This is a genomic window from Streptomyces longispororuber, from assembly GCF_024448165.1.
Classification (GTDB): Bacteria; Actinomycetota; Actinomycetes; order Streptomycetales; family Streptomycetaceae; genus Streptomyces; species Streptomyces longispororuber_A.
Genome location: NZ_JAMOLN010000232.1, coordinates 1 through 15315, shown reverse-complemented (window position 1 = coordinate 15315; position 15315 = coordinate 1). Strand labels below are relative to the sequence as shown.

Sequence of the window (15315 nt, the reverse complement as noted above, 5' to 3'; positions counted from 1 at the left end):
AGGATGAGGGTGCCACGTGCCGTCCAGACAGCGCACCCCGCCGGCTGCGACGGGATTCCCCTGACGCAGGCTTCGATCACGCCTACGGTGAACTCATGAACGGGGAACAGTGGTTGGCAGCGTGCCATGCCAATCCCCGCATCATCCGGGCCCAGTGGGACACCGCCCCGCACCTCTGATCGGGCGCCGGTTCCATAAGACCATCACTCTGTCGACCATCGCGCAGATGCTGCGGCGTCACGGCTGGAGCCACCAGGTCCCGGCGAGGCGGGCCCTGGAGCGTGACGAGGACAAGGTGACCGGCTGGGTGAAGGACACATGGCCGCAGGTGGAAGCGCCGCGGCGGCGCTCGGTGCCTTCATCGTCTTCGAAGACGAGGCCGGGTTCTCGATGACGCCGCCCACTTCTCGGCCCTGGTCCAGGCGGGGGCACACGCCCGTGGTCCGGGTGCGGGGCCGGTCCCAGCGCCGTTTCTCCATCGCCGCCCTGGCCTGCTACAAACCCGGAGAACGGACGCGTCCTATGTCTGTCTTACCGGTCCTGAGAGAGCTTGTAGAGCTCTGCGAGGTGGCCGCCGAGGTCCATGAGTTCGCCCCAGGTGCCCTCCTCGGTAACTCGGCCGTCGTTAAGGACCACGATGTGGTCGGCGATTCTCGCGTTCTCCAGGTTGTGCGTCACGAAGATCGCGGTCTTGCCTGCTGCGAGTTGCTTGAACCGGCTGATGACCTTGTGCTCGGCGCGGGCGTCCATGGCGCTGGTGGGCTCGTCCAGCATGAGCATCGCGGCATCGCGGTAGAAGGCGCGGGCGACGGCGAGGCGCTGCCACTGCCCGCCGGACAGGTCGGTGCCGCCCCAGTTGGAGGAGGCGACGAGCGTGTCCAGGCCGTACGGGACTTTCGCGATCACCTCGTCGGCGCCGGCTGCGGCGGCCGCCTCCAGGAGCAGGGTGTCGTCGTCGCTGCGGGGCTGGCCGAGGTTGATGTTCTCGCGCAGGGAGACCGGCCAGCGCGTGTAGTCCTGCGGGACGAGGCCGACGCGGGGCCACACGCTGTACGGGTCGGCGTCAGCGAGGTCGATGCCGTCCCAGGTGACCTTCCCGCCCCGGTTGGCGACGCGCAGTCCGGTGAGCAGCGCTGAGAGGGTCGTCTTCCCGCTGCCGTTCTCGCCGACGAGGGCGACGAGTTGGCCCCGGCGCAGGGTGAGGCTGACGCCGTCGACGGAGGGGGTGTCGCTGCCCGGGTAGGCGTAGGCGACGTTCTCGGCGCGGATGACGGCCGGAGCGGTCGCGGGGATCTGCCGAGTGCCGCGTTCGGTGCGCAGCGAGGCGGCGAGGCGCAGGAAGGCCCGCCAGTCCTCCAGGTACAGGGAGGTGCGGAACAGGCGGGACATGGCCATCACCACGGCGGTCAGGGCGCCGGTGGAGGTGCGTACGGCGATGACGGCGGTGGCGGCGACGGCCAGGTCCATGCGGCCGGTGGCGGCGAGCCAGCCGAGGGCGGCCCAGGTGACGGCGAGCATGAGGCCGCTCGCGGTGGCGCCGAGGAGGGTGGCGCGCAGGATCCGCGGGGCGGCCTGGCGGTGGGCGGCCTTGATCCGGTCGGTGATCTGCGCGTACCAGGTGTTCAGGAAGCCGCTCATGGTGGTGGCGCGGACTTCGGCGGCGCTGCGCTGGTTCGTCGAGTAGTAGCGCACGAGGAAGCGCAGGTGCTGGTCGGCGACGGTGCGGTGGTCGGCGCGGTGCTTGATGCGCGCGGTGGTGATGGCTGCCGCGCCCTTGGGCAGCACGGCCAGGACGAGCAGGGGCAGCAGCACGGGGTGCAGGACCGTCAGCACGGACGCGGCCGCCGCGAGTTGGGCGAGTGCGGAGATGAGGGCCTGCGCGTCGCCGATCAGGTCCTCGGTGGCTTCGGCGCCCTTGCCTGCGGCCTGCAGGCGGTCGGAGTAGCCGGGCCGGTCGTACGCTTCCAGCTCGACGTGCGGGGCGACGGCCAGGATCTCGCGGTCCGCTTCGGTGGCGACCTCGGGCGCCAGGCGGGCGGCGGCGTACACGGCGCACGCGTCGGCGCCGGCGCGGATCGCGGTGGCGGACGCGACGACGATCAGGGCCGGGGTCGCGGCGTGGATGCGGTCGGCGACGCTGGCGCCGGCGAACAGGTGGCTCATCGCGCCGGGCAGGGCGGCGAGCGCTGTGGCGGAGGCGGCGGCGACGACGAGCTGGCAGGCGGCGAGCCACAGCATGGCGGGCCGGTCGCAGGCCCAGCCGAGGCGGATCGCGGCGCCGAGGGTGCGCGGCAGGCGGGCGGCCATGGCCCACCACGTGGCGGTGGCGATGTCGTCGTAGCGGTCGTTGTCCTGGAAGGCGACCTGCTGTGCGGGCGGGGTTTTCGGGGTGGTTGCGGGGCGCGTCACCCGGCCATCCTGGCGCGCGGGTTGGGGCTGCGGAGCGGATTGAGCCGAGTTCGCCCGCGTGATGGACGAGGAGTCCAGACGGCCTCCTGTGGCCCTTCTGGGCGCGTCGCCGGCCGCCGTATCGGGACGGGCGGCCGCCGGGGACGCTACAGGGCGCGCAGGGACAGTTCCAGGGCCGTGATGAGGAACAGGCCGGTGCGGTACGGACGGGCCTCGGCGGGGCCGATGGAGGCCCGCTCGACCGTCTCGGCGAGGGCGGCCGCGTCGACGAACCCTTGGTCGACGAGGTGGAGGTCGTTGCCCCAGGAGCGCAGCAGGCCGGTGGCGTACTCGTGGATGGCCCGGTCCATGAGCGGCCCGAAGTTCTCGGGGTGCCTCGGGTTGACCACGTCGTCGGGCAGGCCGCGGAGCGCGAGCCGGTCGTGGAGCAGCCGCTTGTCTTTCCGCCACTGCAGCGGCAGGCGCCGCCCGAAGTCGACCATGTCCGGGTCAGTGAACGGGGCGAGGGTCCACAGGCCCCGGCGGGCGTACAGCGGGGTGGAGACCTGCAGGGCGACGAGCGCTGTCTCCGGTGCCACGGTCGTGGGGGCAATACCCTCGTTGACCTCGCCGAGCAGATCGCGGATGCGGGGGCCGCTCCAGGCGGGCACGGCGGCCGGGGCCGGGATGCTCGACGGCTCGCGCCAGCGGGCGACCTCATCGCCGCCGAAGCCGCAGACGACGGTGTGCAGTTCGCGGGCGCGCACGGCCTGGGCGAGCGCGTCGGCAGCCTCCAGGTGCGGCTCGTCAAGCGGGCTGATCGCCTCGGGGCGGGTGCGGCGCAGGCCACCCGGGAACAGTGCCGGATGGTCGGAGGCGGCCACGGTCACGTCGGAGGTGAAGGGGAATCGGTCCACGACGATGCGGCGGCGGGTGATCTGCTGGGCGGCCGCGTCGCCGCCGATGAGCATGGCGCACGCGGTGATCGCGCCCGGGTGCTGAATGGCGAGGGAGATGGCGAGGTTCGTGGAGTCCATGCCGCCGGAAAGCTGGGCGGCGGTCCTGGTCGGCGCCAGCGGGCGGCGGGACATCGCATGCGCGGCCACCGCCTCCCATGCCTTCACCAGGATCTCGCCGTCGACGCCTTCGGCGAGCTCATCCGGCAGGGCGCGTTCCACCTCTTGCGGGTAGGCCATGCACAGCCCAGCGGCGTCGGCGTGCGCGGTCGAGCGTTCGGACAGCAGCTTCACCGTGCTGAACACGGTGTCGTGGCCGTAGCGGATGCGGCCGGTCAGCAGCCGCATCACCTCGCGCTCGTCGAGGGCGTCCGCGCCGAGGTGCGGGTCCAGGTCCATCAACTGCCAGGAGCCGGACAGGGTACCGCCCGCGTGGGCGAGGTAGAGCGGGCACACGCCGCCGAGGCCGGTCGACACGGTGGCCCCGGCCCGGTCCGTCTCGATCCAGATGCTCTGCAGCGGCCAGTCGCGACACTCCTGGACGGCCCGCTCGTAGGCGTCCGGGGCGAGGCGGGTCGGGCGCGGGCTCAGCAGCAGCGAGGAGCGTCCGGCGGCCCGTTCGCGTACCCAGATCAGGGTGCGGGAGCCGTCGGTGGCCGCGCGGGTCTCCAGCGCCGGGTGGATGAGCGGGCGGATGCAGTCGCCAGGGCCGCGCCGCCATCCGGCCGTCTGTCCCTCCCAGCGCCACGGTGCGGCCGGGGCCTCGAGGTCGATGGAACACGCCAGCATGTTGACTCCCTTGCTGTGGTGGATGCAGACGGGGCCCGCGCGGCTCTCGGCCGGGCGCGGGCCCCGGTGGTGCTAGGCAGACGCAGTACGGATCAGGTCAGCCGGGTCAGTCCTCGAACCGGCCCTGGTCCGACGACTCGGGCGCCTTGTCGTTGAAGCGGTCGTCGACGTCCGTCGCGGCGGTGCGCTTCGGTCCGGCGAACACGGACTCCCAGAGGTTCTGGTCGATCTTCATTCGTGCCTCCCAGCTACGTCGATCCGATGGCCGCAACAGCCCCCGGCGGTTCACCAACTAGCGTCGTAGAACAGCCAGTTGACGGGTAGCGTGAAGGGCAGGCGCAACGGTTTATCGGGTTTATCGAGGGCAGGGGTCGCGATGGCCGAGCGCACACCGAACGCAAGGCTCAAGGCACTCATCGACGAGTCGCAGATGACCTATGACGGGCTGGCCGCGCTGGTGCGGACGGTGGCCGCCGAGCACGGCGAGGCGCTGCGCACCAACAAGTCGAACTTGGCGCACTGGGTCCGCGGTACACCCCCGGCCGAGAAGACCGGCCGGTTCCTTGCGATCGCGCTCTCCCGCAGACTGGGCCGGATCCTGACCGTCGCCGACATCGGTCTCGGGTCCGATGCGTCACCGGGCCCGGACGGTGACAGCATGGGACTGTCCCTGTCCGTCGACCCCATCGACGCCCTGATGCCGCTATGGAGGCACGAGTTGGACCGGCGTGATTTCCTGCGGACGTCCGCCTACTCGGTGGCTGCCGCCGCGCTGCCGCTGGAGACCGTCATCGACCTGACGGCCCGCACCGGGCAGGCCGCGCGCAGCGGCTCGACGATCGGCATGGCCGAGGTCCAGGCGGTCCGCGACATGGTGGGCGCGTTCTCCGAGATGGATGAGCGCCACGGCGGTCAGCACGGCCGCACCGCCCTGATCACCTACCTGCGTGACGACGTAGCCCCTTTGTGCCGGGGCCGGTTCCTCACCGACGAGGTACGTCGCCAGATGCTGTCGGCGGCCAGCCGGGGCGTGCACCTCGCGGGCTGGAAGGCGTACGACGCGGGCTCGCAGTCCCTCGCACAGCGCTACTACCTGCAGTCCTACTCGCTCGCCGTCGAGTCGGGCGTGCGCGGGCACGACGGCTTCGTGATGCGCACCATGGCGATGCAGGGCCTCAAGCTGCACAAGCCCGAGCACTGCCAGGGCCTGGCCGAGACCGGCCTGAACCGGGCCAAGGGACACGTCGACAGCCAGACCGAGGCTCTGTTCCGCATCGTGCACGCGCACACCCTCGCCAAGAGCGGCCGGCCCCGGGCCGCCGTCACCGAGACGAAGCAGGCGCACGCGCTGCTCACCGAGGGCACCGGCCGCGGGGACGAGGTGCCGTTCTGGGCGCTGGCGTGGGGGCCGCCGGTCGGCTCGGTGCACTCGCGGGCAGCGAAGGTCCTCGAGGCGCTCGGCGACCACGATGCGGCCGCGGTGGAGTACGGGCGGGCCGCCGCGTCACGGCCCGACGCCTTCGCCCGCATCGTCGCCCTGGACCTGGTGGCGGAAGCCGAGATGTACCTCAAGCGGGGGCGGATCGAGCAGGCCTGCGACGCCTGGTCACGGTCCATGGACCACATGGCCGGAGTGCGGTCCGTGCGCACCCGCAGGGCCGTCAAGAGCATGCGCAGCAATCTTCGGGCATTCCGGGCGCGCGGGGTACGCGCGGCAGTAGAACTCGATGAGCGCAGTCGTGACTTCCTCACACAGGCATGAGTGTCCGGCCACTCACAGCTACCTGCACCGACGAAGGTCTCCGGTATCCGGGTCGTCGGCGGGCCCACCTGGGCATCGGCTCGTGGAACACCGAGGTCCTTGCCGCCGGCCACGACCAACAACGCGCACTCCTGGCGTACTGGACATTGCGACGGGGGCACCTCGTGCAGTCCCACGCGTACATGTGGCGCACCCCGCCCGACGGCACCCGTCAGCCAGTGACTGCCCACACACTGCTCACCGCCTACACACACGCACGTGACCCCGAACGCCAGGCCACCCGCATCCGCGCAGCCCGCTCCGTCTTCTGGGGCACCCAACGCACCCGCCACACCTGACACACCAGCCGGGACTTGCAGATCACTCGATCAGGTGACCGTGCCGGTGAAGCCTGGCGGACCGTGACCACTGGTGAAGGAAAGTGCGCCAAGGGGACCTCACTGCGGCGCCACGGCACCTAGTGTGTGACCTGCCTGGGGGCGGAGGATGGGTCTCGGCGGAGCAGCCACTGCTCCACCGAGCCCTTCTCACGAGCGCACACGAGGGGCTGCCAGCGCCGTGTCCACTCCCCGTGTCCGAGGAGGCATCCACCACGTGACCAAGCTGCAGGCGGAGATCGTCAACTTTCTGCGGGGCAACTACGCCGAAGAACTGCGCAGAGCGCAGGAGATCGGCTCCGCCCTGACCACGATGGCCGGACAGATGCTCGACATACCCAAGGACGCGGCGACCGCTCAGGCCCGCAGCTCAGTCCATGCTGCCGATAATCGAGCCCGCTTCCTCGAGGAGACCGTCGTCGCCTACCTCGGCACGGCCGGCCCGACCGGGCAGATCGCCGACCAGCAACTGCGCCTGCTGGCCTGCGAGTTCATGCACTCACGCGACTTCCAGCCGGCCTGGATGCCCTGACGTGGCCCGGGAGTTACTGTTCCGTCTCGCCCTGATGCACCCGGAGATCGCCACTTGTCTGGGCCGACTCCGCCTACGCCAAGAACAACCTGACCCCGCGGCCCTCTGTCGCTCCCTCACATGGGTGACTGTGACCGAGCGGCCTGGCCGGTGAGCGTTAGCAGTGGCCACCGGCGTCAGCGGACCACTGCCGACTCGTCGGCGGCGATCACGTCGGCGGCGGTGCGGCCGTGCACGGCGACGGTCACCGCGGCGTCCATAGCCAGGGCACGCGCAGTGTCGAGATCGAAGAGGTGCTCATCGCGGGACCACCAGTCGTGCTCATCGGGGGCGCACCACCTGCCGTCGGCGTTCAGGTACTTGCCACCGTGGCCACCCTCACCCTGCGGACCGGCATGGAAGACCTCCCACTGGCCATGAGGGCGGAGGATGACCCGGATCACGTAGTCCGCGTAGTCGGGGTGCCCCACGGGGAGGGCGCACGCGGCGTACTTCACTGGCTCAAAGCTCACGACGGGGGTGTTCGTCATTCCCTCAGTACAGCGGGGCGGATGCTCGCCGGACAAGGCCGCGCTCAACTGGCCAATTGGAGCGCTCAGTCACAGTGGCGCGCGGCGGCGATCAGGGCTTTGACACAGCTGACACGCCCGCAGACGCCAGCGTTGAGCCGTGCCGCACCCCCGGTGTCGTAGGCTGCTGGCAGGGCATGACACGAACGCCCCGCCGCCGTCACGGCGTCCACGCCGCTTGTGACCCAGTCCGGCCAGGCTCCCCCGACCGCTGTCGGCACGGGCCCGTGCATCTTCACTGGTCGACGTCGTCTGCTGACCTGGGAGGAGCGTGGACAACCCCCTGGAGAAGCCACATGACGAAACGCGGCTCCAATGCCCACAAAGCCCGTGTACGCGCCCGCGCCGAGAAGACGGGCCTCCCCTACCGGCAGGCCGCGAAGGAGCTCGCGGCCGCTCGTGAGCAGGACGAACGGGAACGGGCCGAGCGGCACGCACGCACCCGCGCCCTGGCCCACACCCCGGAGAATCTCGCCGATGAACGCGAGTACTACCTGGAGAAGATGCTGGCAGCGGATCTGCCGGACTCGGTGCGGGTCTGCCTGTTCGCACTGGCCGACCGGGTGGGGACAGCACGGCTGACCGACACAAGAGGCGTCAGCTTCACCTATCCCGACCTCGTCGCCCGCACCGGCCTGGCCCACAACGTGGTCGAAGACAGCCTGAATCTGGCCCACGCCCACGGCTGGCTCGATGACCTCCACGGCGACGTACGCCTGTCGGTCCCCGGCGAGAACATCGAAATGTACACGTGGTTCCTCTCCCGCGTGCAGCAGCCCGTACACAACCGCGAGGCCTACCAGCAGATCCTGCACCGCCTCGAACGCGAAACAGCCCGTCAAGCTCAAGAAGCCGTCGAGGCACGCGCATTCATCGAAGACGTCCTGGCCGCCAAAGCCGCCGCGCACGACACAGCAGAAGACACCTGACGGCAGCGCGGGCATCCCACTCAGGCTGGGCCATTCTCGCAGAGCTGTCCCCGGCCAGAGTGGTTTAGCGGGACAGTCCCAGAGCGCGGACGACGGGCGCGGCATGCTGGCACCATGACGAGGGAGCAGTGGTGGAGCGTGCGGGTCGAGCTCACCGGGGGCGGGATGAGTGGTGAGCTGTGGCCGCGCCCGGGCCGCATCTTCGCCGTGAGTACGCGGCACACCCTGCACCTGCTGGCCGAGGCGATCGATGACGCCTTCGCACGTTGGGACCGCAGCCACCTCCATGAGTTCGACTTCCCGACCAGGGGAAAGCGGGCCATCGAGCACCGGTTCGCCGAGATCGAAGACCCGGAGGCCGAGCTGGATGCCGATCACACCCGCATCGCCGACGTCCTCCAGCCCGGCGACCAGTTCGGGTACGTCTTCGACCTCGGCGACCAGTGGCGCCACGCCTGCCAGACCGGCGCACAGCCGATCGATCCCCTCACCACCCTCGGCATCGTTCCCCACCGGCCGATGCCCTACTGGGGCTGGGGCACCATCCCCGACCCCTACGGACGGATGTGGGACAGCGACGACGGGGAACACCCCGTCCCCAACCCACCACACCAGCCGTGGCCCTGGCCCAACGCCCCTGAGGCCACCCACCTCACCCACCACTGCCCCGGCCAATACACCCTCACCCAAACCATGACGGACCACCGACCCCCAACAGCCCCAGCAGGCTGACTGAGTGTTTCGCCGTGTGCGTTTGGTCCCGGGTCAGATCCGCGCCAGATGGCTTCGCCGGTGCGACGGCGGGCCATGAGATCAACCATCGCGAGGTGAATCATGGCTTCAGAGCGGTGTGCGTGCCGTCCGTAGTCACGGGCGAGGCAGCGGTGACAGTCCTCCGCTCACCGTCACGCCGTATCGTCAGTGCGCCCGCGGCCTGCCGAGATCTGCTCCTTCAGGTATCGCCGGCTGTTTGGATCGCGGAGTAGCGCCGCCACGTCGCAAAACACCCAGCGGCGCTCCCACAGCAGTCGATCGACTTTCTCGAACCCCCGGTCCCGCACACGCTCCCAGGCTGCCATCCACAGCGGCACATCCTCCACACTCACCCCACACCCGTCCAGGTATGCCACCATTTCCTTCTTCTGCGGAGTCGCTTGGCCCCAGACAAAGTCTTCCAGGCGTGCCCCTTTCAGTTCGACCGTGGCGTTCGGTCCCAGCTTTCGCATTGCCAGCCGGTTGGCCGCCATTAGCATCTGGCCGGACGAGCGGTGTTCCCTGTTCGGCCCCAGCAGCGTGCGCCCCAACACTCTGAGCGACCAACGAAGTTCCTCTTCGTCGGCAATATGTGTGGGTGGTAGCGCGCTAAGACGGGTTTCGGCAGGTAGGGCCTGGTCGAGGTTGCGGGCAGGGTTCGCCCGACATCCGTGCAGTGGGCAGTATGCGTCGTGGCCAATGTCCGCGAGCATCGTGTCCAGGTTGTCGTCGCGCGCCTGGAGGGCCATCGCCAGGTCGGAGTACGTCACACCGTGGCAATTGATGAGGGCAGGAAGGTCGCAAAGACTTCTGTACCGCATGGCCCGACCCCAGGCCCGAACCCACGGTTCCTGATCCTCGACTTCAATGCCGGTCAGGTAGCCTCGTAGATGCTCTTCGGTTCGGACGACGAACCCTTCATGGAACCCGGGAAAATACCGCCACATACTCTCGGCGTTCCGAATGCTGCGGATCACGTCTACCGGCAGGTTGGAGCGCTCCGCCATTTTTGTCAGCGAGGGTGCGCCGTCCATGTGGTAAAGCGTTCGTAGCACGACCCGGAATTGCTCATTGGTAGCGACGGTCTCGGGATCAGGAGGACTGCTGAAGAGGAATCTCCCGAGGTGCTTGCCGACGGCTTCCGTGCGGTACTCCTGATATTGGAGCTGGGCCCGCCGCCAGAGTTCTACGGTCACGTCGGTACTCCCACCGCAGACCCGTGCCCACGCTGTGACCAGCTTGCGGTCTGGCGGCGTCCTCACCCTCGGCTGCCCGCCGACCTGGTTCACAACATCCTGCGCGGTGCGTTGTATCGTCCGCTTGTTCTCCCCTAGCAGCTGGGCCAGTGTGAGGTTGTCGTGGCCCGCATCATCGCGGAGCTTTCGCAGGAACTGGATGAGATTGTCGAACGCTGGAATGAGTCCGTCCCCGGGTGGCTGAAAAGGTTCCATTACCAATGGGTACCCCCAAGTTATAGGTACGGATCTTTTCTGTGCCTGTTGCCGCAGCTCATTGAGCTGCGGCAACAGGCACGAAGGCGTTTACTCGCCGCTGGGAGGCGACAGCAGTTGCTTGAGCGCGGCACGGACCCGCCGAGGGCTGCAGCCGCCGAGAACTCGAACGGTGAACGCCGCGGTAAGAGCGGAGCCCGAGGTGAGGGCGAGAACACTCTCAACCGCGACCCCGGCGAACGCCAGTGCGGCAGAGACCAATACGAGGGCGATGACGACGGTTGCCTCGGGCCAGGAGGCCCTACGCACTGCGGAAGACGTGTCGCGGTCCGGCGCGGTTGCGGATAGCAAGTCGGCCGGAGAAATGCTGCGAGGTGCTGACACGCAAGAGCTCCTTAAATCTTGGGCTGCGGTTAAGTTGCCGGCAGGAACGCGAAATACAGGACGAGTTGCCGCTCACCGTGGCGCTCCCTGCCGACTTGGAGCTTGCCCGGCAATCGCCGGCGGGCGCTACCCCGCAGCTACCCAGGGTGAACTCCACTGCGCTGGATCTTGTCGCCGTCGCCCGTCCGTGGTTTCCCTCAACCACAAGAACCGCAGGTCAGAGCGCACGGAGTCGAAGAAGGGTAAAGTACTTGGCACTTTTCGGTGGCTAGCCAACCTTGCCGGGGAGGGCTGCGTCGGTCACGATGGGGCCAACGGAGTGAGGGTCCCGAGTTGTATCGGGGCGTGAAGCTCTCGCTTCCCCCTGAGGCTCTTGGGCTGCGACCGACGGCGCGCAGGGATTTGGCCGGCGCGTTGCCGCGCTCCCGGCCGCATGGGCCGGCGCTCAGGCAGCGTCGGCCCATCTGCTGAGTTCTCATAATCGGTCCTTTGTGAGAGCAAGGTCAACAACGGGCCTCCGTCGGCCCGTTGAACCTCGACTGGTTCTGACAACCCGTTCTCACTCAGGGAACGGACCCCCTTGTGAGAGTTTCATTGTGCGAGAATCCGAGCTCATAACGGACCCTCAGCAGCCCTCCCCGGCCGCCCACTCGGACGCCGACGACGTCGAACGGCACGTTTGCCCGAAGTGCGACGCACATCCCGGCTCACCGTGCCGCTCGCGTTCCGGCGCGGTCACCTCCGCCTACCACACCCGCAGCTTCACCAAGGTGACCCGGCTGGCGAAGCTGCTGCGGGTTCCTACCCCCGCCGACCGCAGGCCCGGCCAGCCCTGGCGGCCCGGCACGGCGCCGCCGGCCCCGATCGACCCGGACCTGCCCAGCGCGGACATTCGCATCGGCTACGCCTGCTGCTCGACCCTCGGCCAGGAACTCGACTCCCAGCTCGACGCGCTGGTGAAGCATGGGGTCCCGAGGGACAAGGTGTTCAGCGAGAAGGTCAGCACCCGCGTACGGATCCGCCCGAAGTTCGAGGAGGCGCTGCGGACCGCACGGGAGGTCAAGGCGCACGCCCGCACTGCTGGGTCATCCTTACCGTGTACGAGATGAAGCGGCTCGGCCGCGACGCCGCCGAACTTACCGCGCTCGCCGACCATCTGACCGCCCACGGCCTCATCCTGGAGATGCTCGTCGGGCCGCTGCCCGGCATCTACGACCCCACCGGGCCGGGGACACTGCTGTTCGCGTTCTTCGCGGCGATGGCGGAGACCGAGCGGGAGAACATCGGCGAGTCGACGCTGGAGGGCCTCGACATGGCGGCCCGCAAGGGCAAGCACGGCGGTCGGCCGCCGGTCGTCACCGACGACATGCTGCACACCGTGCTGCGGCGCCGCGCGGACGGCGAGTCGGTCGAGCAGATCCAACCCGACCTGATCATCCCCACCGGCAAGCGCAAGGGACGCAACCCCTCGGTGGCGAGCCTCTACCGGGCGCTCGCCGAGCACGCGAAGAGGACGGCGTACCCCGAGGCCATCGAGGCGGCTCACGCCGACTTCGTTGCCCTCCAGGCCGGTGAACTCCCCTCGCCCCGCGCCACCGATGCCGGGCAGAGGGCCGTGAACCGCTGATACTCGGGGGATGAGCGACAGATCATGGCCGACTCTGCGGGACTGGCTCGACAACGCCGCCGGGGCGAACATCGACGACTTCCTGTCGCCCGGACACCGCGGCAAGCAACTCCTGGAATTCTACGCCCATGACGTAGAAGACATGGTCGCAGCCTCGTTCGGCGAGGTGACGCTGCCCGCGCTGACGCTGTACGTCCACGTGATGACGCGCGCCGACCAGATCCTCACCGACAGCATGGACGACCTGCCCGAAGGGCTCCAGGACCGGACCGGAGGCGAGATCCACAACCGGATCACCGCGGCCTGCTGGATCGCCCGCGAACGCGGACTCCTGTAGCTGAGGCCGACGTCGCCGCCCTCGTTCGGGTCGTACGACGCTCAGCTCATGACCATGATCGTTCTCACCGGGATTTCCTGTACCGCAACTACTCACACCCGGTTCACCCCCGACGCACTGCTGGCCCGGTGGCCGACCGACGCTTGGAGAACCGAACTCGTCGACGGCGTCCTGTACTTCTACGGCGAATGCGACGAGCGGGTCCTGCCCGTCGCCGAGCCGGCCTACCCCGGACGCCGCGCGCTCATCACCCGCGCCCACGACCTCGAGGTACACCCCGGCGGCGACGGGCCATTGCGATCCGTACTGGACGCTCACGACGACGGCACCGCAGGCGAACACAGCACATGACCCACCGGGCCCCGGCTCCTCACACGGAGTGGGAGCTCCCCCAAACCTGGACTGTATAGCGCTCAAGCCCGCGAAGATCCTCCGGATGCTCCTGGAGCCTAGCCGCCGTTTCGCCTCCCCCTGCTGAGCGCAGCACACGAATCCGGTATGAGCCCGGCCCCTCAAGCTCGACAGCCTCGCCTGCCGGCCCATGCGGCACGGCCCAAGCCGTGATGGTGCCTCCCGGCAAGTCGATGGAGACAGTTCCGAGCAGCTCGCCCTCCCCTGACGTGGGCTCCCCATCCCAGAACTCGATACGCACATCGGCCTCGTGCGCAGGGAGAGTGCTTTCCACCGTGAGACCGTCTCGATTCACACTCATCCCGCCACCCGACGGACGGTCTGGAAGAGTCCAGACGTGATCATCGAAAGGTGCAGTCCCGTCACACAATGCGAACTGCCTACGTTCGACGGCGACCACCTGTTCCGTGACACGCAACAGTCGACTCACCGACGCTCCTTGGCGCATGACGAATGAACAGGAGAGGCTACCGCCCCTTCGGGCTCGAACGGCCCGTCACCCGTGGCCAGCTGCCTCACGGGCAACCGCACCCCTCCGCTTCAGCGCCGGTGAGCCACCGGGGCACGTTGCGGGTCCGAGTCCGGGATGCACGCCGACGCGTCGCTCGCCGGCCGGGCCGATGCCATGACCGGACACAGCGGCCGGATGACCCGGCAGCGGCGGCCTCCGGCCTCGCAGCAGCCCGACAGCGAGAGCTGGACAGCCGGCCAACGTCCTGGTGATGCCAGCGCACAGGCGGCTGGCGGTCGGCCGAGAGAGCCCGGACCTCGGTGTCCTGTTCGGACCCAGCAGTGGCGGACTCAGCCAGCAGGCAGGGCACCAAGGTCCGGCGCATGGGCGGCCGGACCCGGGGGGGGTGAGGCCCGACCGCCGCACAGAGTTGTCCCGCAAATGGAACGCTGGCAAACCCCATGGTCGGCCGATCGGGGCGGCTGCACGCCAAGGTCACCGCGGCTCAGGGGCACACCACTGCCGTGGTGAACGCTGTCGGCATCAGGCTGCCGCCGGTCGAGGGACACATCAACCGTTTAAGACGATCAACAGGCAAATGTACGGCCGAGGATCATTCCAGCTCCTCCGCACCCGCGTGCTGTTGCGACCCTGATCGTCCGCGAGATCCCGACCAGCCCCTTGCAGGCTCCGACTGGGTGTTCTGAGGTGGATGCGTGATCCGGCCGGAAACTGTTGGCTCAAGGTGCCGCGGGTGGGAACCTCTCGCCATGGCCATAGAAATGACTGAGCCTCTTGCTGCGACGCTAGCCGCTGTCGCCCCAGTGATCGTCCTTGTGGGCGTTGTCGAGATGGACCTGCGCTACAAACTCGTGCGGGACGCTGCTTCGGACTCCACACGCCCCTTCCTCAATGCCCTCGCCTCGATTCCTGACAATCCGACGACAGTGGAGGAGATTGAAGGCCTTCGCCGAGGCATCACAGAGGCGCAGGCTGCCATGGCAGCAGGCCCTACGAAGGTGAAGGTACTAAAGGGCGCTTGGTCTATGGGCTTTGTCTGGTCGCTTCTGGTACTCGCTCTAACTGCGGTTGAAGCATTCTCGCTCGTTTGGCTTGGGAAGCCCGACCACCATCCGGTTCCCCTCGGTGCGGGGCTCTGCGTCATCGCGGTCAGTCTTGGCATGCTTTGGGTCGTAGCTGTCCCTCTACTTCGTCTGGCGAACGCGCCTCTGGAGCCACTATGGAGGCTCATCGCCGAGGTGAGGCGGATAGAAAGGTTGCAACGAACCCACAACCGCACATCGCAACCTGACCGGTAGCAAGGTCTCCCTTAGCCAACAGCTCTCAACTCGGATGAGTCCCCCATGACCAGGGAGTTCCTGACCCGCTCCGTGATTGCTACCCGGTGCCGATCGTGACCGTCACGAGATGTTGTCCAGAGCCGATTTCGCAGATCCCCATCAAGCCGTTTGTAGCAGATCAGGGTGGCGGCAAGGTTGAGGAAGCTGCGAGGTGTCGGCTCTTGCGTTCGTAGCGGATGGTTACTGCTCTATTCGGGGTGTTGTCGGGAGGAGTGACGGGCGGTGATCCCTGCGGTAG

At 68.5% G+C, this 15315-nt stretch carries 14 protein-coding genes and 3 pseudogenes; 11 read left to right on the top strand and 6 right to left on the bottom strand.

Translation table 11 applies throughout. The features are described from left to right. Nucleotides 1-169 precede the first annotated feature (169 nt). Nucleotides 170-519 (top strand): annotated as a pseudogene (locus M4J07_RS48725) (helix-turn-helix domain-containing protein); the annotation flags it as partial. Nucleotides 520-531: 12 nt separating this feature from the next. Here the strand turns inward: M4J07_RS48725 and M4J07_RS40610 are convergent. The 3 genes from M4J07_RS40610 to M4J07_RS40600 form a co-directional block, all read right to left on the bottom strand. After that, nucleotides 532-2409 carry an ATP-binding cassette domain-containing protein gene (locus M4J07_RS40610; protein ID WP_255980909.1) on the bottom strand — a complete coding sequence of 626 codons (1878 nt, stop codon included), beginning with the start codon at nt 2407-2409 and terminating at the stop codon, nt 532-534. A 146-nt stretch (nt 2410-2555) separates the two neighbouring features. Further along, on the bottom strand, nt 2556-4133 hold the full coding sequence (locus tag M4J07_RS40605) for a hypothetical protein (RefSeq protein ID WP_255980907.1): 1578 nt from the start codon (nt 4131-4133) through the stop codon (nt 2556-2558). 106 nt (nt 4134-4239) lie between these two features. Then, complete coding sequence (locus tag M4J07_RS40600) at nt 4240-4368, bottom strand: hypothetical protein (RefSeq protein ID WP_255980905.1); 129 nt, start codon at nt 4366-4368, stop codon at nt 4240-4242. Between the two features lie 141 nt (nt 4369-4509). On the opposite strand from M4J07_RS40600, the gene M4J07_RS40595 reads away from it, so the two are divergent. Continuing rightward, nucleotides 4510-5895 (top strand): hypothetical protein, encoded by a 1386-nt coding sequence (locus M4J07_RS40595; protein WP_255980903.1) that lies wholly within the window; start codon nt 4510-4512, stop codon nt 5893-5895. 594 nt (nt 5896-6489) lie between these two features. Further along, on the top strand, nt 6490-6804 hold the full coding sequence (locus M4J07_RS40590) for a hypothetical protein (RefSeq protein ID WP_255980901.1): 315 nt from the start codon (nt 6490-6492) through the stop codon (nt 6802-6804). 176 nt (nt 6805-6980) lie between these two features. Here M4J07_RS40590 and M4J07_RS40585 read toward each other — a convergent pair whose 3' ends face one another. Then, nucleotides 6981-7316: a hypothetical protein gene (locus M4J07_RS40585; protein ID WP_255980899.1), complete on the bottom strand. Its 336-nt coding sequence runs from the start codon at nt 7314-7316 to the stop codon at nt 6981-6983. 353 nt (nt 7317-7669) lie between these two features. On the opposite strand from M4J07_RS40585, the gene M4J07_RS40580 reads away from it, so the two are divergent. After that, entirely contained in the window at nt 7670-8302 is a 633-nt protein-coding gene (locus M4J07_RS40580) for a hypothetical protein (RefSeq protein WP_255980897.1), read from the top strand. A gap of 114 nt (nt 8303-8416) precedes the next feature. Continuing rightward, nucleotides 8417-9034 carry a plasmid pRiA4b ORF-3 family protein gene (locus M4J07_RS40575; RefSeq protein WP_255980895.1) on the top strand — a complete coding sequence of 206 codons (618 nt, stop codon included), beginning with the start codon at nt 8417-8419 and terminating at the stop codon, nt 9032-9034. 35 nt (nt 9035-9069) lie between these two features. Here the strand turns inward: M4J07_RS40575 and M4J07_RS40570 are convergent. Both M4J07_RS40570 and M4J07_RS40565 read right to left on the bottom strand, forming a co-directional pair. Continuing rightward, nucleotides 9070-9189, bottom strand: a pseudogene (locus M4J07_RS40570) (IS5 family transposase); the annotation flags it as partial. 18 nt (nt 9190-9207) lie between these two features. Continuing rightward, the gene (locus M4J07_RS40565) at nt 9208-10506 is read right to left on the bottom strand and encodes a hypothetical protein (RefSeq protein WP_255980893.1); all 1299 of its coding nucleotides are present in this window, start codon (nt 10504-10506) and stop codon (nt 9208-9210) included. An 875-nt stretch (nt 10507-11381) separates the two neighbouring features. On the opposite strand from M4J07_RS40565, the pseudogene M4J07_RS48720 reads away from it, so the two are divergent. The 6 genes and pseudogenes from M4J07_RS48720 to M4J07_RS40540 all read left to right on the top strand — a co-directional run. Beyond that, nucleotides 11382-11636 (top strand): annotated as a pseudogene (locus M4J07_RS48720) (zinc finger domain-containing protein); the annotation flags it as partial. A 24-nt stretch (nt 11637-11660) separates the two neighbouring features. Beyond that, nucleotides 11661-11999 (top strand): recombinase family protein, encoded by a 339-nt coding sequence (locus M4J07_RS40560; RefSeq protein ID WP_255980891.1) that lies wholly within the window; start codon nt 11661-11663, stop codon nt 11997-11999. Next, a complete protein-coding gene (locus tag M4J07_RS40555) occupies nt 11996-12517 on the top strand; it encodes a recombinase family protein (RefSeq protein ID WP_255980889.1) in 522 nt (173 codons plus the stop codon). The genes M4J07_RS40560 and M4J07_RS40555 overlap by 4 nt, the downstream gene beginning before the upstream one ends. 10 nt (nt 12518-12527) lie before the next feature. After that, nucleotides 12528-12854, top strand: coding sequence for a hypothetical protein (locus tag M4J07_RS40550; protein ID WP_255980887.1), 327 nt, complete (start codon nt 12528-12530; stop codon nt 12852-12854). A 48-nt stretch (nt 12855-12902) separates the two neighbouring features. After that, complete coding sequence (locus M4J07_RS40545; RefSeq protein WP_255980885.1) at nt 12903-13205, top strand: hypothetical protein; 303 nt, start codon at nt 12903-12905, stop codon at nt 13203-13205. A 1281-nt stretch (nt 13206-14486) separates the two neighbouring features. Further along, nucleotides 14487-15035: a hypothetical protein gene (locus M4J07_RS40540; RefSeq protein WP_255980883.1), complete on the top strand. Its 549-nt coding sequence runs from the start codon at nt 14487-14489 to the stop codon at nt 15033-15035. Nucleotides 15036-15315: the final 280 nt, after the last annotated feature.